Origin of the sequence: Nakamurella sp. (genome assembly GCF_048594475.1) — a bacterium.
In the GTDB taxonomy this organism is placed as follows: Bacteria; Actinomycetota; Actinomycetes; order Mycobacteriales; family Nakamurellaceae; genus Nakamurella.
On record NZ_JBMDXT010000502.1, the window covers coordinates 1 to 21,879 of the forward strand.

Annotated in this window: 21 protein-coding genes; 11 read left to right on the top strand and 10 right to left on the bottom strand. The window is 73.7% G+C overall.

The features are described 5' to 3' along the window. Nucleotides 1-654, top strand: a 654-nt coding sequence (locus ACOJUF_RS22700) for an RNA polymerase sigma factor (protein ID WP_420124082.1), incomplete at its 5' end; no start/stop codon positions are given. 5 nt (nucleotides 655-659) lie between these two features. Beyond that, entirely contained in the window at nucleotides 660-1,115 is a 456-nt protein-coding gene (locus ACOJUF_RS22705) for a hypothetical protein (protein ID WP_420124083.1), read from the top strand. Nucleotides 1,116-1,125: 10 nt separating this feature from the next. On the opposite strand, the gene ACOJUF_RS22710 is transcribed toward ACOJUF_RS22705, so the two are convergent. Continuing rightward, the gene (locus tag ACOJUF_RS22710; RefSeq protein ID WP_420124084.1) at nucleotides 1,126-2,229 is read right to left on the bottom strand and encodes an Rv2578c family radical SAM protein; all 1,104 of its coding nucleotides are present in this window, start codon (nucleotides 2,227-2,229) and stop codon (nucleotides 1,126-1,128) included. Between the two features lie 74 nt (nucleotides 2,230-2,303). Between ACOJUF_RS22710 and ACOJUF_RS22715 the strand changes: the two genes are divergently transcribed. Then, on the top strand, nucleotides 2,304-2,936 hold the full coding sequence (locus tag ACOJUF_RS22715) for a GDSL-type esterase/lipase family protein (protein ID WP_420124085.1): 633 nt from the start codon (nucleotides 2,304-2,306) through the stop codon (nucleotides 2,934-2,936). Between the two features lie 197 nt (nucleotides 2,937-3,133). Here the strand turns inward: ACOJUF_RS22715 and ACOJUF_RS22720 are convergent, their stop codons facing one another. Both ACOJUF_RS22720 and ACOJUF_RS22725 read right to left on the bottom strand, forming a co-directional pair. Further along, nucleotides 3,134-4,105 (bottom strand): 2-hydroxyacid dehydrogenase, encoded by a 972-nt coding sequence (locus ACOJUF_RS22720; protein WP_420124086.1) that lies wholly within the window; start codon nucleotides 4,103-4,105, stop codon nucleotides 3,134-3,136. Nucleotides 4,106-4,148: 43 nt separating this feature from the next. Continuing rightward, nucleotides 4,149-5,195 (bottom strand): D-2-hydroxyacid dehydrogenase family protein, encoded by a 1,047-nt coding sequence (locus tag ACOJUF_RS22725; protein ID WP_420124087.1) that lies wholly within the window; start codon nucleotides 5,193-5,195, stop codon nucleotides 4,149-4,151. Nucleotides 5,196-5,318: 123 nt separating this feature from the next. Here ACOJUF_RS22725 and ACOJUF_RS22730 point away from each other — a divergent pair, with 123 nt between their 5' ends. Continuing rightward, entirely contained in the window at nucleotides 5,319-6,935 is a 1,617-nt protein-coding gene (locus tag ACOJUF_RS22730; protein ID WP_420124088.1) for an amidohydrolase, read from the top strand. A gap of 58 nt (nucleotides 6,936-6,993) precedes the next feature. Then, complete coding sequence (locus tag ACOJUF_RS22735) at nucleotides 6,994-8,256, top strand: DUF5685 family protein (protein WP_420124089.1); 1,263 nt, start codon at nucleotides 6,994-6,996, stop codon at nucleotides 8,254-8,256. A 7-nt stretch (nucleotides 8,257-8,263) separates the two neighbouring features. On the opposite strand, the gene ACOJUF_RS22740 is transcribed toward ACOJUF_RS22735, so the two are convergent. The 3 genes from ACOJUF_RS22740 to ACOJUF_RS22750 all read right to left on the bottom strand — a co-directional run bounded on the left by ACOJUF_RS22740 (nucleotide 8,264) and on the right by ACOJUF_RS22750 (nucleotide 10,913). Next, nucleotides 8,264-8,812 (bottom strand): VOC family protein, encoded by a 549-nt coding sequence (locus tag ACOJUF_RS22740; protein WP_420124090.1) that lies wholly within the window; start codon nucleotides 8,810-8,812, stop codon nucleotides 8,264-8,266. A gap of 116 nt (nucleotides 8,813-8,928) precedes the next feature. Further along, nucleotides 8,929-10,206 (bottom strand): histidine--tRNA ligase, encoded by a 1,278-nt coding sequence (hisS, locus tag ACOJUF_RS22745; RefSeq protein WP_420124091.1) that lies wholly within the window; start codon nucleotides 10,204-10,206, stop codon nucleotides 8,929-8,931. 8 nt (nucleotides 10,207-10,214) lie between these two features. Then, nucleotides 10,215-10,913 (bottom strand): MBL fold metallo-hydrolase, encoded by a 699-nt coding sequence (locus tag ACOJUF_RS22750; protein WP_420124092.1) that lies wholly within the window; start codon nucleotides 10,911-10,913, stop codon nucleotides 10,215-10,217. A 183-nt stretch (nucleotides 10,914-11,096) separates the two neighbouring features. On the opposite strand from ACOJUF_RS22750, the gene ACOJUF_RS22755 reads away from it, so the two are divergent. The 3 genes from ACOJUF_RS22755 (at nucleotide 11,097) to ACOJUF_RS22765 (ending at nucleotide 13,707) form a co-directional block, all read left to right on the top strand. Further along, complete coding sequence (locus tag ACOJUF_RS22755; RefSeq protein ID WP_420124093.1) at nucleotides 11,097-12,059, top strand: peptidylprolyl isomerase; 963 nt, start codon at nucleotides 11,097-11,099, stop codon at nucleotides 12,057-12,059. A 9-nt stretch (nucleotides 12,060-12,068) separates the two neighbouring features. After that, complete coding sequence (locus ACOJUF_RS22760; RefSeq protein WP_420124094.1) at nucleotides 12,069-13,208, top strand: DNA glycosylase AlkZ-like family protein; 1,140 nt, start codon at nucleotides 12,069-12,071, stop codon at nucleotides 13,206-13,208. 169 nt (nucleotides 13,209-13,377) lie between these two features. Next, nucleotides 13,378-13,707, top strand: coding sequence for an antibiotic biosynthesis monooxygenase family protein (locus ACOJUF_RS22765; protein ID WP_420124095.1), 330 nt, complete (start codon nucleotides 13,378-13,380; stop codon nucleotides 13,705-13,707). A gap of 93 nt (nucleotides 13,708-13,800) precedes the next feature. Here the strand turns inward: ACOJUF_RS22765 and ACOJUF_RS22770 are convergent, their stop codons facing one another. Beyond that, nucleotides 13,801-15,165 carry a DUF222 domain-containing protein gene (locus ACOJUF_RS22770; protein ID WP_420124096.1) on the bottom strand — a complete coding sequence of 455 codons (1,365 nt, stop codon included), beginning with the start codon at nucleotides 15,163-15,165 and terminating at the stop codon, nucleotides 13,801-13,803. Between the two features lie 261 nt (nucleotides 15,166-15,426). Here ACOJUF_RS22770 and ACOJUF_RS22775 point away from each other — a divergent pair, with 261 nt between their 5' ends. Then, on the top strand, nucleotides 15,427-16,212 hold the full coding sequence (locus tag ACOJUF_RS22775; RefSeq protein ID WP_420124097.1) for a hypothetical protein: 786 nt from the start codon (nucleotides 15,427-15,429) through the stop codon (nucleotides 16,210-16,212). A 117-nt stretch (nucleotides 16,213-16,329) separates the two neighbouring features. On the opposite strand, the gene ACOJUF_RS22780 is transcribed toward ACOJUF_RS22775, so the two are convergent. Beyond that, a complete protein-coding gene (locus tag ACOJUF_RS22780; RefSeq protein WP_420124098.1) occupies nucleotides 16,330-17,091 on the bottom strand; it encodes a sulfite exporter TauE/SafE family protein in 762 nt (253 codons plus the stop codon). A 56-nt stretch (nucleotides 17,092-17,147) separates the two neighbouring features. Next, complete coding sequence (locus ACOJUF_RS22785) at nucleotides 17,148-17,615, bottom strand: Lrp/AsnC family transcriptional regulator (protein WP_420124099.1); 468 nt, start codon at nucleotides 17,613-17,615, stop codon at nucleotides 17,148-17,150. Between the two features lie 195 nt (nucleotides 17,616-17,810). Here ACOJUF_RS22785 and ald point away from each other — a divergent pair, with 195 nt between their 5' ends. Both ald and ACOJUF_RS22795 read left to right on the top strand, forming a co-directional pair. Continuing rightward, entirely contained in the window at nucleotides 17,811-18,926 is a 1,116-nt protein-coding gene (gene ald / locus ACOJUF_RS22790) for an alanine dehydrogenase (protein ID WP_420124100.1), read from the top strand. A gap of 340 nt (nucleotides 18,927-19,266) precedes the next feature. Continuing rightward, complete coding sequence (locus ACOJUF_RS22795) at nucleotides 19,267-20,856, top strand: amino acid permease (protein WP_420124101.1); 1,590 nt, start codon at nucleotides 19,267-19,269, stop codon at nucleotides 20,854-20,856. On the opposite strand, the gene ACOJUF_RS22800 is transcribed toward ACOJUF_RS22795, so the two are convergent. After that, nucleotides 20,853-21,879 (bottom strand): TGS domain-containing protein (locus ACOJUF_RS22800; protein ID WP_420124102.1); only part of this gene is annotated, 1,027 nt, incomplete at its 5' end. The genes ACOJUF_RS22795 and ACOJUF_RS22800 overlap by 4 nt on opposite strands.

Here is a 21,879-nt window from a genome sequence, read left to right on the forward strand (position 1 = left end):
CAGCCGGGACCCGCGGCCGAGCGGTCCCGGGAGGCCGGGTCCCGCACCGCCGCCGACGGTCCCGAGCTGCCCGAGCTGGTCGCCGCGGCGGCCCGCGGCCGGGCCGACGCCTGGGTCCTGCTCGTCCGGCGCTTCGCTCCGCTGGTGCAGGCCGTGTGCCGCCAGTGCGGCCTGAGCCGGACCGATGCCGAGGACGTCGCCCAGACGGTGTGGCTGCGCCTGGTCGAGCACCTGGGGCAGGTCCGCGAGCCCCGCGCGCTGCCCGGCTGGATCCGGGTCACCACGCGGCACGAGTCCATGCGGCAGTCCGCCCGGTCCCGCCGGACCGGGCCGGTCGACGCGCTGCTGGTCGGCGAGCTAATCGCGGACCACAGCGATCCGCCGGAGATCGATCTGCTCGCCGCCGAGCGGCACGCCGCGCTGCTCGAGGCCATGGCCGAGCTCCCGGAGAACCAGCGCCGGCTGCTGGAGCTGCTGACCGTCGACCCGCCCCTGCCGTACGTGGACATCGCGGCCCGGCTGGGCATCGCGGTGGGCAGCATCGGGCCGACCCGCAGCCGCGCCCTGCAGCGGCTGCGCCGCAACCCGGTGCTGGACGCGATCTCGGATCGACCGCGCGCGGATCGATCGCACACGGAAGGGGCCGGACGATGACGGCGATGGAATCCCGCGAGTGGGACGACGACGCGGTCCTGGCGGACCTGCGCGCGGCGACGGACTTCGCCGGCCCGACCGACCGGACCGTGGCGGCGGGCGTCGCCGCCTTCACCTGGCGCACGATCGACGAGGAGCTGGACCGGGCGGGCCTGGTGTTCGACTCACGGCTGGCGGGCACGACCCGGGCGGCGGCCGACGACGCGGCCCAGGTGCTGGTGTTCGAGGGCGATGCGATCACCGTCGAGATCGAGGTCAATCCGGGCCACATCACCGGGCAGGTCGTGCCGGCGACCACCGGCACGATCGAGGTGCAGACGCCGGAGGGGGTGGCCGCCCGGACCAGCATCGAGGACTTCGGCAGCTTCCGCGTCGAGGTCCGCACCCGCGGCCCGATGCGGCTGCGGGTGCACGCGTCGGCGGGCTCCGTCGTCACCGACTGGTTCCCCGGCCCGCACTGAGCGCCCGCCATCAGAACAGGGTCGGCGCCGCGTCCCGGTCCTGTTCTGATGGCATGGCGACCCCGCCCGCACCGTCCGACGTGGGCAGACTCCCGGCGGGGAACGAGGCGTCCCGATCACCGGGCACCCCGCGGGTCATGCGCCCGGCCAGCTGCCCGTCGGCGCCGGCCCCGATACCCAGCTCGGCGGCCACCCGGCGCACCCGTGCGGTCAGCCGGGCCCGGTCGTCCTTGGACAGGTTCGCGCCCCGCGCGTAGAGCTGCTCGTACCGGGCGACCAGGTCGGGACGGGTGCGGGCGAGCCAGCCGAAGAACCACTCCCGCGCTCCCGGCCGCAGGTGCAGGGCGATGCCGGTGACGCCGGTGGCGCCCGCGTCGGCCAGCTGGCGCACCAGGGCGCCGAGCTGTTCCGGCGAGTCGGTCAACTCGGGCAGGATCGGCGCGATGAAGACCCCGCAGGGCAGGCCGGCGTCCCGGATCCGCCGGACCAGCTCCAGCCGGGCCCGCGGCGATGGCGTGCCGGGCTCGAGGGTGGCCTGCAGCTCCGGATCGAGCAGGGCCAGCGAGACGCCGATGCCGACCGGCACCGCGGTGGCCGCGTCGGCCAGCCGGGGAAGGTCGCGGGCCAGCACGGTGCCCTTGGTCAGGATCGAGAACGGGGTGCCCGAGCCGGCCAGCGCGTCGATGACCTCGGGCATCAGCCGGTAGCGGCCCTCGGCCCGCTGGTACGGGTCGGTGTTGGTGCCCATCGCGACGTGCTCGCGACGCCAGCGCGGTGACGAGACCTCCTTGCGCAGGACCGAGCCCACGTTGGTCTTGACCACGATCTCGGTGTCGAAGTCGCGTCCGGCGTCCAGGTCCAGATACGTGTGGGTCTGCCGGGCGAAGCAGTATACGCAACCGTGCGAGCAGCCGCGGTACGGGTTGACGGTCCACGCGAACGGCATCGGTGAGCCGCCGGGGACACGGTTGAGCGCAGATTTGGCGTGCACCTCGTGGAACGTCACCCCGGCGAACTCGGGTGTGCGGACCGACCGCACCAACCCGGCCAACCGGCTCAATCCGGGCAGCGCGGCCGGGTCGTCCGTCGCCAGTTCCTGACCCTGCCACCGCATGCGACCATACGAACACATGTTCGCCTGGCGGGTCAACAGCGTCGCGGCCGGGTCGATCTGATCGGATAGGGGACGTGGGGATCGATGTGCGGGTGTGCTTCGTGGGCGACTCCTTGGTCGCCGGCGTCGGCGACCCCGACCATCTCGGCTGGACCGGCCGGCTGGCCGCCCGGACCCACCAGGCCGGCTGGCCGCTGACCGCCTACAACCTGGGCGTGCGCCGGGACACCACCGCGGACGCGCTGCGCCGCGGCCCGGCCGAGTGCGCCGCGCGGCTCCCGGCGGGGTCGGACCCGGGTGTCGTCCTCTCGCTCGGCGTGAACGACACCACCCTGGAGGCCGGGCGTCCGCGGATCGCCGCGCCGTACTCCGCGGCCAACCTGGACATGCTGCTGCGGCACTGCCGGGACGCCCGCTGGCCGGTCCTGGTGGTCGGCCCGCCGCCGGTGGACGACGAGGCCCAGAACGACCGCATCGCCGGCCTGGACGGGCTCTTCGCCTCGCTGTGCCAGCGGCGGACGGTGCCCTACGTCAGCGTGCTGCCCGTGCTGCGCGGCGACCCGACGTGGCGCCGGGAGGTGTTCGAGGGCGACGGGGCGCACCCGGGCCGCGACGGGTATGCGCTGCTGGCCGACCTCGTGCTGCCGGCCTGGGACGCCTGGGTCGGCGGCCTGTTCAGCGGCCGGTGGACCGCGCCCTGGTCCTGAGCTCCCGCTCGACCGCGGCGGCCAGCTCATCCAGCGGCCGGCCGCCGGGCACCACCGATGAAGCCGGCCGGGCCTCGGCGTCGGCGTCGGCGTCGGCGTCGATGAACCCGATCAGCTCGTCCCTGATCCGGCCCTGGACCCGCCGGGCGACCCGCCCCGGCCAGCCGTCGGCGCGACCTTCCGGCTCCCGTCCAGGCTCAGCCGACGGGCGTCAGCGGCGGATTCCCGGCCAGCACCGCCGCGACGTTGTCGACGGCCAGGATGCCCATCGCGTCCCGGGTGGCCTCGCCGGCGCTGGCGGTGTGCGGGGTCAGCACGAGCCCGGGCGCGTCGAGCAGGGCCGGGTTCACCGCCGGCTCCCCCTCGAACACGTCCAGGGCCGCGCCCCGCAGGTGCCCGTCGCGCAGCGCGGCGACCAGGGCCTCCTCGTCGACCACCCCTCCGCGGGCGGTGTTGATCAGGTAGGCGCCCGGCTTCATCGCGGCCAGCGCGGCCGCGTCGATCAGGTGCCGGGTCTGCGGGGTCAGCGGGGTGTGGACGGAGACGACATCGCTTTCGGCGAGGAGGGTCTCGGTGTCCACGAAGGTCACGCCGTCCGCGGTCGTGCCGGGGGTGGCGCGGCGCGAGGTGGCCAGCACACGCATGTCGAAGGCGAGCGCCCGGCGGGCCACGGCGCTGCCGATCCGCCCGTACCCGAGGATGCCCAGGGTCGCCCCGGCGCTGACGTCGAGCCCGACCAGCATCCGCGGCCCCCACACCCAGGGTTCCCGGCCGCGGATCAGCCGGTCCCCCTCGGCGATCCGCCGGGTGACGGCCAGGATGAGCGCGAACGTGTGGTCCGCGCTGGCCCGGTCGAGCACGCCCGGGGTGTTCGTGACCACGACGCCGGCGGCCCGCGCCGCGGCCAGGTCGATGTTGTCGAACCCGACGGCGACGTTCGCGACGACCCGCAGCTGCGGTCCGGCGGCGGCGAGCAGGTCGGCGTCCACCCGTTCGGTCAGCGTCAGCACGGCCGCATCGGCGCCGGCCAGGCCGGCGGCCAGTTCCTCGCGACTGGGCGGCGCCTCGCGGCCGACGCGCACGGTGCGGCCGGCCGAGCGCCCGGCCGCCTCCAGGTGGGCCATCGCCCGGTCGGTGAGCAGGCGGGACAGGTAGATCGGGCCGGGCATCGCTGGCGTCCCCCTGGGGCAGATCGTCACGGACCGGCCGACCCTACTGCCGCCCGCCCCGATCGGTGGACGGCGCATCGGCGGGAGCGTCCGCGGATCCCTCACGCACCGGCGTCGGTCGGCCGCCGGCCTCGGGGTTCACCACGTGGATCGGGTCGCCCGCCGCGAACGCGACGACCTGGTCGAACACGTCGGCGAACTGGGCCTCGAAGTCCTCCCGGGTGACGAAGCCGATGTGCGGGGTGGCGATCAGGCCAGGCGCGCCGAGCAGGTCGTCGGCGGGATCGGTCACCGGTTCGACGTCGAACACGTCGACGGCGGCCCGTCCCGGCCGGCCCGCCCGCAGGGCCGCGGCGAGCGCGCCCGGTTCGATCAGGCCGGCCCGGCTGGTGTTGACCAGGACGGCGGTCGGCTTCATGGCGGCCAGGTCGGCGGCCGTCACCAGGCCTCGGGTCTGCCCGGTCAACCGCAGGTGGAGGCTGACCACGTCCGCGGCGGCGAACACCTCCCGGGCGGTGTCGGCCACCGCATGACCCTCCCGGGCGGCGGCGGCCCGCGACCGCTCACTGCCCCACACCAGCACGGGCATGCCGAAGGCCCGGCCGTAGCCGGCGACGATCCGCCCCAGCTTGCCGAAACCCAGCACGCCCAGGGTCTTTCCGTGCAGTGTGTCGCCGACCCCGGCCTGCCAGGTGCCGGCACGCAGCGACGCGACCTGGGCCGGCAGCTGCCGTGCCGCGGCCAGCACCAGCGCCCAGGTCAGTTCGGCCGTCGCGAAGGACGGGCCGGTGGACGTGGTGTTGGACGACAGGACGATCCCGTTGCGGGTGCAGGCGTCGACGTCGATGTGCGGGTACACCCCGCGCTGGCTGATCAGTCGCAGCCGGGGCAGCCGGTCGAGCAGCCCGGCGGTGATCCGCGTGCGCTCCCGGATCAGGACGAGCGCCTCGGTGCCGGCCAGCCGCTCGGCCAGCGCGTCCTCGTCCGGCACGTGGTCGGTCCAGATCGTGACGTCGTGACCGGCCAACCGGTCGAAACACGGCAGCGTGCGCAGGGTGTCGGCCCAGTCGTCGAGGATGTCGATCTTCATCCGGGCAGCCTACGAGCCCACCGGGACGGCCCGCCGGGCAGCGCCATCAGGATCGACGGCCCTGGACGGCGCCCCTCGGACGGCCGTGGGTCAGACTGGCCCGGTGCCGACACCCGCGCCGCGATGACCACGTTCCACCACGCCCGGGTCTTCACCGGCACCGGGGAGCACGGCTGGGCCGGCGCGTTCCGGATCGAGGGCGGGCGATTCACCTGGGTCGGGGACGCCACCCGGCTGTCCGCGGCGGAGCGGTCGACGGCGGTCGACCTGGGCGGCCGAACCGTGCTGCCCGGCCTGCTCGACGTGCACACCCACCCGGCGATGATGGCCACGCTGGCCGATGCGGTCCCCTGCCTGCCGCCGGCGGTGACCTCGATCGAGGACCTGCTCGACGCGCTGCGGGCGAGCAGCGGCCCCGGCCCGGACGGATGGCTGGTCGGGTACGGCTACGACGACGCGAAGTTCCCCGGCCGGCGCGGTCCGACCGCCGCGGACCTGGACCGGGTCAGCTCGAGCCGGCCGATCCTGGTCCACCGCTGCGACGGGCACTCGGCGGTCGCCAACACCGCCGCCCTGGCCCGGGCCGGGGTCACCGCCGGCACCCCGGACCCACCCGGTGCCGCGTTCGGCCGGTACCCGGACGGGCGCCCGAACGGCGTGCTGACCGAGCTCGCCGCGGTGGCCCGGGTGGCGGACGCCCGACCGGCGCCCGACCGGCGGCAGCTGATCGACCGGCTGGCCGGGCTGGGCCAGCACTTCCTGAGCCACGGCCTGGTGGGCGTCGGCGACCTGCTGGCCACGGTCGTCCCCGAGCCGCTGGCCACGTTCCGGGCGGCCGCGGCGGCCGGGCCGTTCCCCCGGACGGCCCTGTACCTGGGATGGCCCGACGGTGGCCCACCGGCCGGCAGCCCGGCCGGCGGCCCGGTGGGCGGCCCGGTCGAGCTGACCGATGACGACCGCACCGGGCCCGTGCGGGTGGCCGGGGTGAAGCTGTTCCTGGACGGCGCCTTCTCCAACCGCACGGCATGGACGCGAGCGCCCTACCCGGGATCTGACGACCACGGGGTGCGGATCGCCGGGGACGACACGCTGCGCGCCGCCGCCGCATGGTGCCGGCGCAACCGGGTCCAGCTCGCCGTCCACGCGATGGGCGATCGGGCACTGGACCGCGTGGTGGATCTGCTCGGCGATCAGGAGCCGTGGCTGGACGTCCTGCCGTCGATCCGGCTCGAGCACGCCACCCTGCTCGCCCCCGCGTTCCTGGCCCGGCTGTCCGCGGCCCGGATGCGGTTCGCGGTGGTCACCCACACGATCTTCCTGTTCGCCGAGTTCGACGGGTACGCCCGCAACCTCGCCCCGCATCAGGTCGCCGACGCGTACCCGATCCGCTCGCTGTACGAATCGGGGCTGCCGGCGGCGCTGGCCTCCGACCGGCCGGCCACCGCCTGGGCCGACGCGGACGACGTCTTCACTTCGGTCCGGGCCGCGGTCACCCGCCGCGCGTACGACGGCTCCGATCTGGGACGGGCGCAGGCGGTGACCGTCGCCCAGGCCCTGCTGCTCTACACCGGGCGGGCCGCCGCGGTCGCCCCCTTCCCCGGTCTGGGGCAGATCCGGCCGGGCGCCGACGGGAGCTTCGTCGTGGTCGACCCCGATCCGTTCGCCGTGCCCCCGGACGAGCTCGACCGCGTCCGGGTGGTCCAGACCTGGGTCGACGGCACGCTCGCCTACCGGCGGTGACCCGCCGCCGGGTCCCTCTTTCCGGCACGGACCGCCCGGGCGTGTTGGAATCTGGGTCATGTTCGGGGTGGTGCATGCGTGCCGACACACGCTCGACGACGACCTGTTCGCGCAGTGGCAGGCCCATCTGTGCGGCCTGTGCCTGGAGCTGCGGGACAGCCGCGGCCAGCTCGCCCGGGCCTTGACGAACACCGACGCCATCGCCCTGTCCGTGCTCACCGAGGCCCAGCAGGTCCGGCCGGCCGCCCGCCGCACGGCCGGACCGTGCGCGCTGCGCGGGATGCGCACCGCCCAGGTGCTGCCGTCGGGATCGGCGCCCACCCGGCTCGGCGCCACGGCTTCGCTGACCCTGGCTGCGGCGAAGGCGCAGGACCTGCGGGCCGAGCACGCCCATCACCTGGGCCTGCCCACGTGGCGCACCCGGGCCGGCTCCGCGCTGGCCGAACCGCTGCGGCGGCGGGCGCTGGCCGACGCCCCCATGGCCCGGGCCCTGCACGCCCCGGACGCGCTCGACCGGCTGGCCCGGCAGGGCGAGGTGGAGGCCGCCGTCCGCCCGGGGGATCCGGTCCTGCTGGTCACCGAGCCGACCGCCGAGGCGACGGCCGCGATCTTCGCCGCATCGGCGGCCGTCGCCGGGCGCGCCGAGAACGAGCCCGCCTTGCGTGAGCTGGGCGCCGCCTTCGGCACTCTGGCCCACCTGCTGGACGCGGTCACCGACCTGGACGACGACCGCCGCACCGGGTCGTTCAACCCGATCACCGCGACCGGCACGCCGCTGGAGCAGGTCCGCCGCGAATGCCGCCGGCTGGTGCACCGCATCCGCCGGGCCTTCGACCGGTTGACGCTGACCGACGGGCGGCTGGCCCGGGCCCTGCTGGTCGACGGGACGCACGCCGCCCTGCACCGGGCGTTCGAGCCGGGAACGGCAACCTGCCGGACGGACCTGCGGGCGGCGGCCACCGCGGGGGCGCCCGGGGGCGGCCAACCGGGCGGCGCTCCGCCGGATCCGACTGCACCCGGCCCGGCCGACCCCTACGGTCCGGGTCCCGCGGGTCCCCGGTGGCCGGGTGCGCCCGACTCGCTCCCGGACAAGCCGCCGGTGGAGCCGCCGCAACCGCCCAAACCCCCGTTCTGGCCGAACCTGCTGCCCTGGATCGCGGTCTACTGCACCGGCTACGCGTGCTGCGCCAGCCACGAGAACCCGTGCACCGGCAAGCAGCACGCGGCCGGCTGCTCCGGCTGCGACGGCAGCTGCTGCGACTGCGCCGACTGCTGCAACTGCTGTGACGGCGACTGCTGCTGCGACTGCGGCTGCAACTGACCGCCGGTCACGTGTAGAGGTCCGGCTCCAGCTGGTTGATCTTGATCAGCAGCCCGTCGGGCGAGCGCACCTGAAGCTGCCGGCCGAAGCCCTCGTCGGTCACCGGTTGGGCGATGTTCACGCCCCGGGCGGCCAGGTCCCGTTCGACCGCCGTCAGGTCGGTGGCCGTGTCGAAGTTGAGCTCGACCTGCCCCTCGTGCTGCTCCGGGTTCGGCGGGTGGGCCAGCAGGGCCAGCCGCTGCCCGTTGATCGCCAGCATGACGAAGTCGCCGTCACGGCTGCCGTGCTCGACCGAAGCGCCCAGCGCCTCGTAGAACTCCACCGCCGGCGCCATCCGCTCCACATGCACCATCGGCTGCAGTGTCAATCCGGTCATGCCCGCCTCCATACCTGTCGTTGCGCCGGGGGTCCGGCCGGTCTCCAGAGCCGCGATCCGCTCCGTCAGCAGCCGCTCGACCAGGTGGGACGCGGACAGCTGGTGGTCGATGGCCAGGCACTTCACCCGCCGGACCAGCTCGGGCGGCAAGGTCACGTTGAACTGCTGGCGCTCGACCACCGGCCCAGTGTGCGACCTAGATCCCTAGATGTCTAGACCTGATCCCGAGGGGTCCAGCCGGCCCGGACCGACAACGAGCCGCGTGCCGGCACCCGGCCGGCCCGCGGACCACGTCGTCACCTGGGGTCGACGACCCCCGCCAGCAACGACCCGACCGCCGCCACCAGCTCGGCCATCGGCCGGGCCGACTGCTCGCCGGACCGAAGGTCGCGCACGACCACGGTGCCCTGCTCGAGCTCACGCTCGCCCAGCACCAGGGCCAGGGCCGCCCCGGAGGCGTCGGCCGCCCGCATCGCGGTCTTCAGGGCCCGGCCGCCGTACGCCATGTCGACCCGGTAGCCGGCCCGGCGCAGCTCACCGGCCAGGGTGGCCAGCCGCAGCGCGGCAACCGGCCCCATCGGCACGCCGTAGATCTCACAGCGGGCCGGGTTTCCGACCGTCAGCCCCTCGGCCTGCGCGGCGAGCAGCGTCCGGTCGACGCCGATGCCGAAGCCGATCCCGGACAGCGACTGGCCGCCCAGCTCCGCCATCAGCCCGTCGTACCGGCCGCCGCCGCCCATCCCGGACTGCGCGCCCAGCAGAGGGTGCACGAACTCGAACGTCGTGCGGGTGTAGTAGTCCAGCCCGCGCACCATCCGCGGGTTGAGCTCGTAGGGCACCGCCAACGCGTCGAGCACCGACCTGACCTGCTCGAAGTGCTCGCGGCACGCGTCGCACAGGTGGTCGATCATCAGCGGCGCATCGGCCAGCAGCTGCTGCATGTGCGGCCGCTTGTCGTCCAGCACCCGCAGCGGGTTGATCGTGGCCCGTTCCCGGGTCGCCTCGTCCAGGTCGAGGCCATCCAGGAAGGCGACCAACCGCTCGCGGTAGGCCAGGCGGCAGGTCGCGTCGCCGAGCGAGGTCAGGTCGAGCCGGAACCCGGACAGTCCGACGGCCCGGAACCCCTCGTCGGCCACGGCGATCACCTCGGCGTCCAGCGCGGGATCATCGCTGCCGATCGCCTCGATGCCGACTTGCTGGAGCTGCCGGTAGCGGCCCGCCTGCGGACGTTCGTAGCGGAAGAACGGCCCGGCGTAGACCAGCTTGACGGGCAGCGGACCGCGGTCGAGGCTGTGCTCGATGACCGCCCGCATGACGCCGGCGGTGCCCTCCGGGCGCAGCGTCACCGACCGGCCGCCGCGGTCGGCGAAGGTGTACATCTCCTTGGACACCACGTCGGTGGACTCCCCCACCCCGCGGGCGAACAGCCCGGTGTCCTCGAAGACGGGCAGCTCGATCGGCCCGTAGCCGGCGCGGTCGGCCGCGGTCAGCAGCGTCCGGCGGATCGCGTCGAAGGTCCGCGAGACCGGCGGGTAGTAGTCGGGCACGCCCTTGGGCGCGACGAAGTCAGGCATGCGGGGTCTCAGTCCTCCCCGGCCAGCGCGCGGGCCAGGGCTTGCTCGGTCAGGAAGGGATTCGACCGTTTCTGCTCGCCGACGGTCGTCGTCGGGCCGTGCCCGGCCAGCACCACCGTGTCGTCCGGCCGGCTCAGGATGCGGTCGCGGATGGAGGTCAGCTCCTGGGCGAGGTTGCCGCCGGTCAGGTCGGTGCGGCCGATGGAGCCGGCGAACAGGGTGTCCCCGGTGAGCACGATCTCCGGGCGGTCGCCGTCGCGGTCCAACCGGTAGACCACCGAGCCCGGGGTGTGGCCGGGGACGTGGTCGACGGTCAGCGGCAGTCCGGCCAGGCCCGGGCGCAGGCCGTCGGACAGCGGCAGCACCCGGTCTGGCCGGACGCCGTCCATCTCGATGCCGTCCAGGGCGGCGTTCAGTTCCGGGGACAGCGCCGCGCGGGGGTCATCGAGCATGTACTGGTCACCGGGGTGGACGTAGGCCGGGATGTCGTACTCCCGGCACAGCTCGCCCAGGCCGGCGGTGTGGTCCAGGTGCCCGTGCGTGGCCATCGCCGCGACCGGGGTCAGCCGGTGCTCGGCGAACAGCTGCCGGAGCCCGGCCACCGCACCCTCCCCGGGGTCGACGACGATGCACTCCGCACCGGCGCCGGTGGCCAGCACATAACAGTTGGCCTGGAACGAACCGGCCGGGAACCCCGCGATCAACACCGGACCACCCTATCGACGCCGGTCCGGCGCGGGTCGCCACCGGCCGTACGCACGATCTTGACCTCGCCCACAGCGCGTTCACACCGGTTCCACCGTGGCGGGCGGGGGGTCTCACCTAGACTGCCGGACCGGGTGGTGCTCCGACTTGCCGACCATCCGAGGTGACTGCGGGAGGACCAGGGCGTGCCCACCAATCAGCAGCGTCGTGACGCGGCCAAGCGCAAGCTCGAGCGACAGCTCGCCCGCCGGGAGGCCGCCGAACGGGCCCGCAAGCAGCGTCTGGTGATCATCGGTGTGGTGGCGGCCGTGGTCGTCGTGGCCGGCGGCGTCTGGCTGTGGACCTCGCGCGGATCGTCGAGCACGGCGTCCGACGCGTCCACCAGCACGGCGGCGACCTCGTCGACAGCCCCGGCCACACCGTGCACCTACACGACCTCCGGCAGCCCGGCCAAGGAGGTGTCCCCACCCTCGAACACCTCGCCGCTGAACACCGGCACGGTCGACGTGACGGTCGTCCTGAACGGCAAGGACGTCCCGATCACCCTGAACCGGGCCACCGCGCCGTGCGGGGTGAACGCCTTTGTGTCGCTGGCGTCGCAGGGCTTCTACAACGACACCGACTGCCACCGGCTGACCAAGAGCGACCAGCTGAACATCCTGCAGTGCGGCGATCCGACCGGTCAGGGCAACGGCGGCCCGGGGTACACCTTCGCCAGCGAGACCACCGGCTCCGAGGCCTACCCCGTCGGGACCGTCGCCCTGGCCAACGCCGGCCCGAGCACCACCGGATCGCAGTTTTTCATCGTGTACGGCACCACCACGATCGACCCGGCGTACACCATCATCGGCACCGTCACCGGGGACGGCATGACCGTCGTCCAGGACATCGCCGCGCAGGGCGTCCAGAACAACCGGCAGGACGGCAAGCCGATCGGCGCGGCCCGGATCACCTCGGTGAACGTGCCTGACGGCGCCCTCGACGGCACCGGCACCTACCAGACGGCCACCCCGTCGGACGGCGCCGGCTCGGTCGAGCCCGGTTCGGTCGTCCCCGGGGCGACCGACACCGCCGTGCCCGGCGATCAGCCGACGGACCAGTCCAGCCCGGCGCCGACCGACCAGCCGACCAGCGGCGGCGCGGGCTGATCCGGCGCGGTGGACGCCACCGCCGCGGTGCTGAGCACCGCACAGGTCCGGGCCCACCGCATCCTGGGCTCCGGGTTGGACCGGACGGCCACCTCGGCCGACCGGTTGCCGGTCTGGGAGCTGGGCCTGCAGGACCGGGACGATTCGGCCCGCTGGGCGCTGGCGGCCCGGCTGCCCGATCTCGCCCTGCTCCCCGAGCCGCCCGATCCCGGGCGGGACGATCCGCTCGCGCTGGTCTGGTCCGTGCGCGGTGCGCCGCACCTGCACCGCCGGGCGGACCTGCCGGCGCTGGCGCAGGCGCTCTGGCCGGCCGACGCTGCGGACGCGGCCGCCCGGCTGGTGGGGGACGCCGGCCGGCTGACCGCCGCCGGGGCACGGCCCCTGGACGCCTACCGGGTCGCGGTGCTCGCGATGCGCCGGGCCGTCGAGGCACCCCTGGTCAAGGGTGAGGCCAGCGCGGCGGTGACCCGCCTGCTGCCGCGCAAGTACTCCGGACACTGCGCGACCTGCCGCAGCACCCACGTCCGGGAACTGCTGTTCCGGCTCGCCGCCCTGCCCGCCGGCGTCGGGCTGGTGCCCGGCACCCGGCCGGTCGTGCTCGCACCGCTGGCCGGGGTCGATCCGCCGGCCGGGCCCGCCGCCGGCCTGGACCGGCTGGTGGCCGCCTGCTACCGCGCGTACGGCGTGGCGACCCCGGCCGAGGTCGCCGCCCATCTGGGCACCTCGGCGGCGTCCGTGCGACCGGCCCTGCCGGACGACCTGGTCCCGGTGCTGGTCGGTGGCGCCCGGTCGGCCGCCCGCGCCGGCATGCTCGACGAGCTCACCGGGGTGGCGGTGGACGCCGCGGCGCGCCCGGTGCGGCTGCTGCCCGGCACGGACCCGGTGCTGCAGCCCCGCGACCGGTCCGTACTGACCGGGGACCCGGAGCACCGGAAGATCCTGTGGCCGGTGGTCGGCCAGCCCGGCGCCGTGCTCGCCGCGGGCGGCATCGCCGGGGTGTGGCGGACCCGCCGGGCGGGCGGCACGCTCACCGTCACGGTCACCCCGTGGCACCGGTTCACCGACCGGGAACGCGCCGCGCTGGCCGACGAGGCCCAGCTGCTCGGTTCCCTGCGGGGAGCCCGGGAGACGGTGCTCGCACTGGAGTGATCCCCGGCCGTTCGCCGGGCGCGGGAGGCGAGGCGTCCCCCGGGTCGGGACCGGCCGGCGCCGGCTCAAGTGACCAGCGGCCCCGGGCGGGCCGCGATGGACCTGACGATCGCACGGGGGTCCGACACCGGCCGTTCGCCGGGACGGCCGGCTTGGCACGATGGAGCGCATGACTGTCATCAAGATCAATGCGATCACCGTCCCGGCCGACAGCGGCGACGAGCTGGCCAAGCGGTTCGCCAAGCGGGCCGGTGCGGTGGACGGCCAGGACGGCTTCGAGGGCTTCGAGCTGCTGCAGCCGACCGACGAGCGCACCACCTGGCTGGTCGTCACTCGCTGGCGCGACGAGGAATCGTTCCAGGCCTGGCTCAACTCCCCCGCCTTCGGGCACGGCCACCGCTCGGCCGCCGAGCGTTCCGGCGGTCCTGCGCCGGCCCCGGTCGCCGTGTCCAGCGAAGTCTGGTCCTACCAGGTCGCCGATCTGACGCCCTCAGCCTGAACTGAGCCTGAACCCCGCCCGAATCGGCCACGATCCGGCGGCGTTCCGATGCCGCCCGGGTCGCCGAGACGCTGGCACGACTCGGCGCGGGGATCAGCGGTCCAGCGGGCTGCTCCGGGTGACCGGCCGGCCGAACTTCTGAGCGGGCCAGTACAACTCGATCCGCAATGCCGGCCGACCGGTTTCGGCGGGACGGCGGATCAGGGGCCTGGATCCGGTCTCCCACGGCGCTGATTCGGGCGGCTTCGGTGGCCGGCCGGCGTGGACGTGACCGGTGGGTGTGGTGGTGATGATGCCGGTGTCGTCGACGCGGGTGGTCCACCCGTCGAGGTCCTTGACCAGGTTGCAGGCGGTGCAGCGGCCGTTGCCGTTGGCCAGGGTGGTGGGTCCGCCCTTGCTGACCGCGACGGCGTGGTCCGCCTGGCGGATCTGAGCCCCACACCACGGGGTTCGGCAGATCTGATCGCGGGCGGCGAGGAAGATGCGGGCGGCGGGTGGGAAGTCGCGGCGGCGGGCGTCGGTGGCCAGCAGGTCGCCGGTGTCGGGGTCGGTAAACAGCCGCCGCACCCAGACCCGGGTGCGCTCGTCGGTGGTGAGCAGATCGCGGGCGATCGCTGCGGGGACGGGCCCGTAACCGAGGAGGTGGGCGGGCTCGGGGTCGCGGTCGGCCAGGGTCCGGTCGGTCATGATCAGGTGCAGCTCGATGGCGGCCGACTCGGGCTGCCCGTCCGCAGGGGTCAGCACTCGAGTGACGAGTTCGTCGGCCATGACCTGGCCCTTGCTGCGGTGGTCGTCGGCGGTGCTGTTGGCGGTCACCGCGGCCCGGTGCAGGGCCCCGTAGACGCCGATGCCTTCTTTCAGGGGGAGCAGCGCGGTCAGGTAGGTCATGCAGTCGGGGGCGGGGCGGATCGTGACCCGCCGATCGGTGACCGCCTGACGGGCGCGGTCGGAAGCACCGTTCGGGTCGAGTCGGTGCGCCCAGCCGCGGGCCTGCTGCGCGGTGTGCCGGTCGCTCCACCCGGACAGGTGGGGGGCGATGGCGGCGTCGATCCGGGCGCGGTCGTCGGGGCTGAGGTGGGCGGTTTCCCGGGCGATGAGGGTGGCCCGCCATTCGCTGCCCTCGCCGCGTTCCATCACCTGCAGGATCTGCGGCAGTTCGTGGACCAGGGTTCGGGCGAGGCCGACGTGACGGTTGCCCTTGTGCGGGCTGTCCCGGCGGGCGAGGGCGATCTGGGCGCAGACGGAGCGGCGGGCGTCGGCGGTGCTCATGCCGTTCTCGATGAGCCGGGCGCGGTGGCGGGTGGCGAAAGCGTCGGTGAGCCGGGCCTGCCGGGCGCTGATCGCGGTGGTGAGTTGCTCAAGGGCGGTGATCTCGTCGATCAGGTCGGCGTCGCTGCCGGTGGTGCCGAGTTCGGCCAGCATCGCGCGAAAGGCGATGGCCTGCGCGGTGCTCGACATGTGTTCGATGGTACCAGTATTCGCACCGATGGACAATGCTATAGAGACTGTTCCGGGTGCATCATTCGAACACGTTTCCGCACACCGAACGGAGGGCGAGATGAGCCCCGGCCGACCGGCCCGGGCTCGGTCGCACCCGGTCGCGCCGGCTCCGGACCGCAGGGAGTCCGGGGCCGCGGGTCGGGTCGGGGCCCGACCGTCCCGCGGTGGCCGCCGTGGCCGGGGTGGGTTCCGGGGGCGGGTCCGGCAGACTGTCACACCGTGAACAGGATCGCGCTGCAGGAATCCACCGCCCCCGGTGTCGCGCCGCACACCTTGGTCGACATCGCCCGGCGGACCGGGTTCGACTCGATCGGTCTGCGGGTGAGCCACACCGCCGGCGCCGAGGTCCGGTGGCACAAGGGGGCCGGCTCGGCCGAGCTCGCCGCGGTCGTGGAACACCTGCTGGCCAACCGCGTCTCGGTGCTCGACGTGGGTCGGGTCGAGCTGGGCGGGCGGCCCAACGACGCGTCCTACCGCACGGTGCTGGATCTGGCCTCGCGGCTCGGCGCCCGGTACGTGACGGCCAGCCCGGTGCCCGGGGGCGGCGAGATCAGCTCGGCGGCCGACGAGTTCGCCCGGCTCGTGCAGGACTGCGACGACTACCTGCTGATCCCGCTGCTGGTCCCGGCCCCGGGCAGCAGCGTGCCCACCGACGCGGCCGCGCTGGACGTGGTCCGCCGGGTCGGCGGCGCGGTGATCGTCACCGCCACCACCGACCGGTCCGCCTTCGAGATCGAGTCGCAGGTACTGGAGGCCGGCAACCACCTGGGGTACGTGCGGATGCTGGCCGAGCAGCTGGACCGGACCACCGAGGAGGCCTCGGCCGGGCTGCTGGCGACGGTCCCGGTGCACGTGCCGGTGGCGGTCGGCTCGCTGACCCCCGAGGACCGCCACGACCTGGACACCCGGGCCCACCGGTGGAGCGTGCTGGTCGACCGCATGCTGGAGCACCCGCTGGCCCGCGACCGCCGGCTCTCGCTGGGGTTGGACGGTCCACGGGACTGACCGCACGGCACGAGGGACCGCCCCGCGGGACCGACCGCACGGCACGATCGGGCCGCGACCCGAGCCGGCGGGCACCCCGGTGCGACACGGGCCCCGGCCCGATGCGGCCGACCCGGATCAGCCGTAGGCCTGGACGCCCAGCCGGACGGCTAGCCCCAGACCGGCCAGCCCGATCAGCCAGCGCAGGATCGTCACCGGCGCCCATCGCACCACCTTGGGTCCGAGCCAGGACCCGATCAGGCAGCCGATGCCCAGCGGCACCACGGCCGCCCAGTTGACCGGGGCGAGGAACGCGAAGATCAGTGCCGCGATGCCGTTCGCGCAGCCCAGCAGGCCGTTCTTGAGGGCGTTGGCCCGGGGCAGCGTGTCGTGCGTGGTGTGCAGCAGCATGGCCAGCAGCAGCACTCCGGCGGCGGCGCCGAAGTAGCCGCCGTAGACGCAGATCAGCGCCATTCCGGCCGCTTCGGCGACGTTCCGGCCGGAGCCGGGATCGGGCGCGACGTGGCCGTCGGGCACCGGCCGCCGCGGGATGAGGATGGTCAGCGAGGCGAACCCGATCAGCCAGGGCACGATCCGCTCGAACCCGTCGGCCGGCGTCGACAGCAGCAGCACCGCACCGGCCACCCCACCGAGCACGGCCATCGGGGCCAACCGGCGCACCCGCGGCCCCTGCCCCGCCAGCTCGGGCCGCGAGCTGAGCACCGAGCCGACCCCGGTGAAGACCAGGGCGACCGTGTTCGTCACGTTCGCGCTGACCGGGGACAACCCCACGGCCAGCAGCGCCGGGTACGTCGCCAGCGACGCGAGCCCGGCGATGGTGCCGAACAGGCCGCCCGCGATGCCGGCGGCGACCAGCAGGGCGAACTCGGCGACGGACACCGGCCGATCCTGTCAGACGCCCCGACCCGGGCCGACCGGACGCCCGGCGGCCGGCGTCAGCTCGTCGAGATCGGGATCCGCTGCGCCCGCCGGTACTGGAAGATCAGGTTGGTCTCGCTCGCCGCGACCGCCGGGTTGGTGTTCAACTCGTCGATCACCAGCTCCCGCAGGCGTTCCACCGACGCCGCGGCCACGTGGATGACGAAGTCGGCGGTCCCGCCGAGCAGGAACGCGTTCAACACGGCGGGCAGCTCCATCAGCCGGTCCATGAACGAGGTGAGCTGGTCCCGGGCGTGCGGCTGCATGCGGATGGAGATCATCGCCTGGATCGGGTACCCGAGGGCGGCCGGGTCGATGTCGGCGGCGAATCCGCGCAGGATGCCGCGCTCCCGCAGCGACCGCACCCGCCCCAGGCACGTCGACGGGGCGATGCCGACCCGGTCCGCCAGGGCACTGTTGGGCATCCGCCCGTCCACCGCCAGCAACTGCAGGATCTCCGCGTCGGTGGCGTCGAGTTCGGCCACGGACCCTCCCTTCGACCGGGCCGTCGAACGATCGACGGCCGGACGGACCACGTGGCCGCCCGTTGTCGAATATTAGTCGACAGAACGGCGCCCATACAAAATTTTCCACAGCCCATCTATCGCTGGCCGAATATATCGCCCTACAGTTCTGTCCAGCGCGAAGAACCGCGAAACACCCCCAGCGAGGAGAATCCCATGAAGATCGGTGTTCCGGCCGAGGTCAAGAACCACGAGTACCGCGTGGCGATCACCCCGGTGGGCGTGCACGAACTGACCGCCCACGGCCACCAGGTGCTGGTGCAGAAGGGTGCGGGCGAGGGCTCGTCGATCGCCGACACCGAGTACGTCGCCGCGGGCGCGACCATCGTGCCGTCGGCCGACGACACCTGGGGTTCGGCCGACATGGTGCTCAAGGTCAAGGAGCCGATCGCCGAGGAGTACCACCGGCTGCGCGAGGACCTCACCCTGTTCACCTACCTCCATCTGGCCGCCGACGAGCCGCTGACCCGGGCGCTGCTGTCCACCAAGGTCACCGGCATCGCCTACGAGACGGTCCAGCTGCCGTCCGGCGCGCTGCCGCTGCTCTACCCGATGTCCGAGGTCGCCGGCTGCCTGGCGCCGCAGGTCGGTGCCTACTCGCTGATGAAGGCCCGGGGCGGCCGCGGCGTCCTGATGGGCGGCGTCGGCGGAGTCGCCAACGCCAAGGTCGTCATCATCGGGGCCGGAGTGGCCGGGCAGAACGCGGCCAACATCGCCCTGGGCATGGGCGCCAACGTGACCCTGCTGGACACCGACCTGGACAAGCTGCGCATGTCCTTCTGGCGCTACAACAACCGGGTGAACGGTCTGGCCTCCTCGCAGCTGGCCATCCAGCAGCAGGTCACCGAGGCCGACCTGGTCATCGGCGCGGTGCTGATCCCCGGCGCCAAGGCGCCCAAGCTGGTCTCCAACGAGCTGGTCGCCCAGATGAAGCCCGGCTCGGTGCTGGTGGACATCGCCGTCGACCAGGGCGGCTGCTTCGCCGACACCCGCCCGACCACCCACGCCGAGCCGACCTACGAGGTGCACAACTCGGTGTTCTACTGCGTGGCCAACATGCCGGGCGCGGTGCCCAACACCTCCACCTACGCGCTGACCAACGCCACGCTGCCCTACACCGTGGCGCTCGCCGACAAGGGGTGGCGGCAGGCCTGCCAGGAGAACCGGAGCTTGGCGCTCGGCCTGAACACCTACGGCGGCCAGCTGGTCAACGCGCCGGTCGGCCACGCCCTCGGCATCGCCGCGAGCCCGCTGGACTCGGTCCTGGTCTGATCCCGGTCCGGCCGGCGGTGCCCCCGCCGGCCGGCACCCCCGCACCCTGCGCGGCCCGGCCGGCGACACGCCCCGGGCCGCGCGCCGGGGCGCCCGGCACGGCCCGATACCCCGGGTCCCCATCCGCCCGGCCGGGGCCGTCGCCCGCCGGATCCGTCGCCGCGACCCGCCGACCCGGCCACGTCCCGCCCGCACCGCGCCGGCCCCGAGAGCGGGCCCGCCCGGCCGCCGCGACCCGCACACCGACACTCCCCCGCCCGAGCCGGCCCCGCCGCCGGCCCGTCCCTGCCGCCACCCCGGGACCGTCCCCGGGGCCGGCGCCGCCCCCGACAGGGCCCTCATGCCCGTTCCGCCCCGGCCCACCGACGCGCCGGACCGCCAGCCGGACCTGCGCGATCACCGGCTCACCCCGCAGGAGACCGAGAGCCACCTCACGGAGCTGTTCCAGCCGGAGGAGAAGGGCTTCCACAAGGCGCTCAAGCCGCGGCAGATCCAGATGATCGCCATCGGCGGCGCCATCGGCACCGGCCTGTTCCTCGGGGCGGGCGGCCGGCTGGCCACCGCCGGCCCGGCCCTGGTCGTGGTCTACGCCTTTGCCGGCTTCATGGGCTTCCTGATCCTGCGGGCCCTCGGGGAGCTGATCCTGCACCGGCCGTCGTCGGGGTCGTTCGTCTCCTACGCGCGCGAGTTCTTCGGCGAGAAGGCCGCTTTCACCGTGGGCTGGCTCTACTGGCTCAGCTGGGCGACCATCGCCGTGGTGGACGTGACCGGTGTCGCGCTCTACATGAACTTCTTCAAGAAGTACTGGCCCGCGCTGGCCGCGGTCCCGCAGTGGGCCTTCGCGCTCGGCGCGCTGGTCCTGGTGCTGGCCCTGAACCTGGTGTCGGTCAAGGTGTTCGGCGAGCTGGAGTTCTGGTTCGCGCTGATCAAGGTGGCCGCACTGCTGGCCTTCCTGGCCATCGGCGTGTACTTCGTGCTCTTCGGCACTCCGATCGACGGGCAGACGGTCGGGTTCAGCCTGATCTCCGACAACGGTGGCTGGCTGCCCAACGGCCTGCTGCCGGCGGTGCTCATCATCCAGGGTGTGGTGTTCGCCTATGCCGGTATCGAACTGGTCGGCACCACGGCCGGTGAGACCGAGAACCCGGCCAAGGTGATGCCCCGGGCGATCAACTCGGTCGTCGCCCGGATCGCGGTGTTCTACGTGGGATCGCTGCTGCTGCTGGTGTTGCTGCTCCCGTACACCGCCTACCAGGCGGGCGTCAGCCCGTTTGTGACGTTCTTCGGGTCGATCGGCTGGACCGGCGTCGACGCGATCATGAACCTGGTCGTGCTGACCGCCGCCCTGTCCTCGCTGAACGCCGGCCTCTACTCGACCGGCCGGATCCTGCATTCCATGGCCCAGGCCGGTTCGGCGCCCAAGTTCACCGGCCGGATGAACAAGGCCGGTGTGCCCTGGGGCGGCATCGCCCTGACCGCGGTCGTCGCGCTGCTGGGCGTCGGGCTCAACGCGTGGGTGCCGGGCGACGCGTTCGAGATCGTGCTGAACCTGTCCTGCCTGGGCATCCTGACCGGCTGGGCGACCATCGTCGCCTGCCAGCTGCGCCTGTTCAGCTGGGCGAAGAAGGGCCTGCTGCACCGTCCCTCGTTCCGGATGTTCGGGGCCCCGTACACCGGCTACCTGGTCCTGCTGTTCCTGGTCGCGGTCCTGGTGCTGATCGCGCTGGACTACCCGGTCGGCACGTTCACCGTCGGCTCCGTCGTGATCATCGTGCCGTTGCTGATCATCGGCTGGTTCGCTTTCCGCAAGGAGATCGCCCGGATCGCCGCGCAGCGCGCCGACCACACGGGCGCGTACCCGGTCGTCGCGGTCCGTCGACGGCCCGGCCCGGACGCGGCAACCGGCTCGACGCCGGCCGATCGGACCTAGGCGCTGGTGACCCGGTAGACGTCGTAGACGCCCTCGACGGTGCGGACCGCGTGCACCAGGTGGCCCAGATGCGTCGGGTCGGCCATCTCGAAGGAGAACCGCGAGATGGCCATGCCGTCCTTGGACATCGACAGGTTGGCCGACAGGATGTTGACCTTCAGGTCGGCCAGCGTCTTGGTGATGTCGGACAGCAGCCGGGCCCGGTCGAGCGCCTCGACCTGGATGGTCACCAGGAAGACGGTCGCCGACGACGGGTCCCAGCTGACGTCGACCAGCCGGGCCTGCTCCTTCTGCAGGGCCGAGGCGTTGGTGCAGTCGACCCGGTGCACCGAGACCGCGCCGCCCTTGGTGATGAACCCGAGGATCTCGTCACCGGGGACCGGGGTGCAGCAGCGGGCCAGCTTGACCTGGATGTCCTGCAGGCCCTTGACCAGGACGCCCCCGTCGCCGGTGGCCCGGTGCCGGCGCCGGGTGACCGAGGGCACCGAGCGTTCGGTGACCTCGTCGACCGCGTCCTCCTCGCCGCCGACGTAGGAGACGACCTTGGCGACGAGAGTGGAGGCGGCGACGTGGTTCTCACCGACCGCCGCGTAGACGCTGGTGATGTCCTTGTAGCCCAGTTCGTGCCCGACGACGGCCAGCGCGTCATGGGTGACCAGCCGTTGGATCGGCAGACCGGCCCGGCGGGCGGCCTTGGCGATCGCCTCCTTGCCGAGCTCGACCGCCTCCTCCCGCCGGGACTTGGCGAAGTACTGCCGGATCTTGCTCTTGGCCCGGGACGAGGCGACGAAGGAGAGCCAGTCCCGGCTCGGCCCCTGGTTGGGCGCCTTGGAGGTGAAGATCTCGACGAACTGCCCGTTGGACAGCCGCCGCTCCAGCGGCACCAGCCGGCCGTCCACCTTGGCGCCGATACATCGGTGACCGACCTCGGTGTGCACCGAGTAGGCGAAGTCGACCGGCGTGGAACCCGCTGGCAGCGTGTGGATGTCGCCCTTCGGGGTGAACACGAAGATCTCGCTGTGC

Bases quoted from the DNA above. Each gene is read 5' to 3' on its own strand.
- ACOJUF_RS22705 (WP_420124083.1), top strand. From the start codon at position 660: ATGGAATCCCGCGAGTGGGACGACGACGCGGTCCTGGCGGACCTGCGC.
- ACOJUF_RS22710 (WP_420124084.1), bottom strand. From the start codon at position 2,229: ATGCGGTGGCAGGGTCAGGAACTGGCGACGGACGACCCGGCCGCGCTG.
- ACOJUF_RS22720 (WP_420124086.1), bottom strand. From the start codon at position 4,105: ATGCCCGGCCCGATCTACCTGTCCCGCCTGCTCACCGACCGGGCGATG.
- ACOJUF_RS22725 (WP_420124087.1), bottom strand. From the start codon at position 5,195: ATGAAGATCGACATCCTCGACGACTGGGCCGACACCCTGCGCACGCTG.
- ACOJUF_RS22730 (WP_420124088.1), top strand. From the start codon at position 5,319: ATGACCACGTTCCACCACGCCCGGGTCTTCACCGGCACCGGGGAGCAC.
- ACOJUF_RS22735 (WP_420124089.1), top strand. From the start codon at position 6,994: ATGTTCGGGGTGGTGCATGCGTGCCGACACACGCTCGACGACGACCTG.
- hisS (WP_420124091.1), bottom strand. From the start codon at position 10,206: ATGCCTGACTTCGTCGCGCCCAAGGGCGTGCCCGACTACTACCCGCCG.
- ACOJUF_RS22765 (WP_420124095.1), top strand. From the start codon at position 13,378: ATGACTGTCATCAAGATCAATGCGATCACCGTCCCGGCCGACAGCGGC.
- ACOJUF_RS22770 (WP_420124096.1), bottom strand. From the start codon at position 15,165: ATGTCGAGCACCGCGCAGGCCATCGCCTTTCGCGCGATGCTGGCCGAA.
- ald (WP_420124100.1), top strand. From the start codon at position 17,811: ATGAAGATCGGTGTTCCGGCCGAGGTCAAGAACCACGAGTACCGCGTG.
- ACOJUF_RS22795 (WP_420124101.1), top strand. From the start codon at position 19,267: ATGCCCGTTCCGCCCCGGCCCACCGACGCGCCGGACCGCCAGCCGGAC.